The sequence below is a fragment of the Cobetia crustatorum genome (assembly GCF_000591415.1).
In the GTDB taxonomy this organism is placed as follows: domain Bacteria; phylum Pseudomonadota; class Gammaproteobacteria; order Pseudomonadales; family Halomonadaceae; genus Cobetia; species Cobetia crustatorum.
Genome location: NZ_JEMF01000082.1, coordinates 1 through 1328 on the forward strand (window position 1 = coordinate 1; position 1328 = coordinate 1328).

At 64.4% G+C, this 1328-nt stretch carries 1 protein-coding gene; it reads left to right on the top strand.

Annotated elements, in window-relative coordinates; all coding sequences use genetic code 11:
• Positions 1-47 precede the first annotated feature (47 nt).
• Positions 48-1328: IS1380 family transposase (locus BF12_RS0115025; RefSeq protein ID WP_084488150.1), on the top strand; the 1281-nt coding region annotated here is incomplete at its 3' end.

Consider the following 1328-nt stretch of genomic DNA (forward strand, 5'->3'; position numbering starts at 1 on the left):
CGACCTGAAAACGAAGATGGCGAGTGGTTTTCTCTTGTAGAATCAGGATGTTCCTGTCAGAACACGATTCAAGAGGACCACTCGCCATGGGTGAAACCCTAACGACCTGGACGCCCTCATGCAACGGCTCTGTCCGTGTCGAGCTGAGCGGCCACCGCACCACCAGCGACAGCGGCGCATTGTTGCTGCGCGAAGCCCTCGACAGCAGTGGCGTGATCGAGGCGCTCGAAGATAACCTGGTCGATCCACGCCATCCGCTGCGTATTCGCCACTCGCTGGCCAGCCAGATACGCACCTTGGTGCTGCAGCGGGCGATGGGGTGGATCGATCTCAGCGATACCGACACGCTGCGCCGTGATCCGCTCTGGCAGCTGGCCTGCAGTGATGCGCGCGGCATGACGCCACTGGTCCAGGATAGGCCGTCCCAAGCCACGCTGTCGCGGCTGCTGACCTGCCTTGGACACAACGACAACATCGATGCCGTGCATGAAGGTCTGCTGCGGCTGGTGGCCTGGCGCCTGACCTCGCTGAAGAACGGCGAGCGTCCCAAGCAGCTGACGCTAGACATCGACGGCCTGCCGATTGAGGTCCATGGGCACCAGGGCGGTTCCGCTTATCATGGCCTTTACGGTACGCGGATCTATTCGCCGCTGGTCGCCTCGTTGGCCGAAACTGGCGACATGGTCGGCGGCCTGCTGCGCGAGGGCAACGCCGGCCCCGCCGAGAACGCTGATACGTGGATCCCGCACCTGGTGAAGCGGCTTAACGAGAGCACCGGCGCCCAGGTTCGGGTGCGTATCGACGCCGGCTTCACCGACAACGACACGCTGGAGGCGCTGGAGAAGCGCAGCATCGAGTACCTGGGCCGGCTGCGCAGTCACAAGGGCTTGCAGGCGCTGGCAGCGCCCTACCTGAAGCGGCCACGCGGCCGGCCACCTGAGCAGCCTCGGGAGTGGTGCCACGACCTTGAATACCAGGCCGGTACCTGGCCAACGCCACGACGCGTGGTGCTGGTGGTTCAGGAACGCCCCGATGACCTGCTGCTGCATGCCTTCTTCCTGGTCACCAACCTCGGCAAGTTCGACTGGCCGCCCGAGAAGATCCTGGCACTCTATCGCAAGCGCGGCAGCGCCGAAGCGCACATGGGCGAGGTGAAGTCGGCGCTCGACGTGCATCTCTCGTCGACCGATCGCGGTGCCTCCACCGTCCAGGACGTGATGGCCCGCAATGAGGTGAGCCTGTTGCTGAGTCTCTACGCCTATCAGGTTCTGCATGGCCTTCGCTGCTTGCTGGGGCGCCAGACTCGGCAGGGTTGGAGCCTGAGCCGG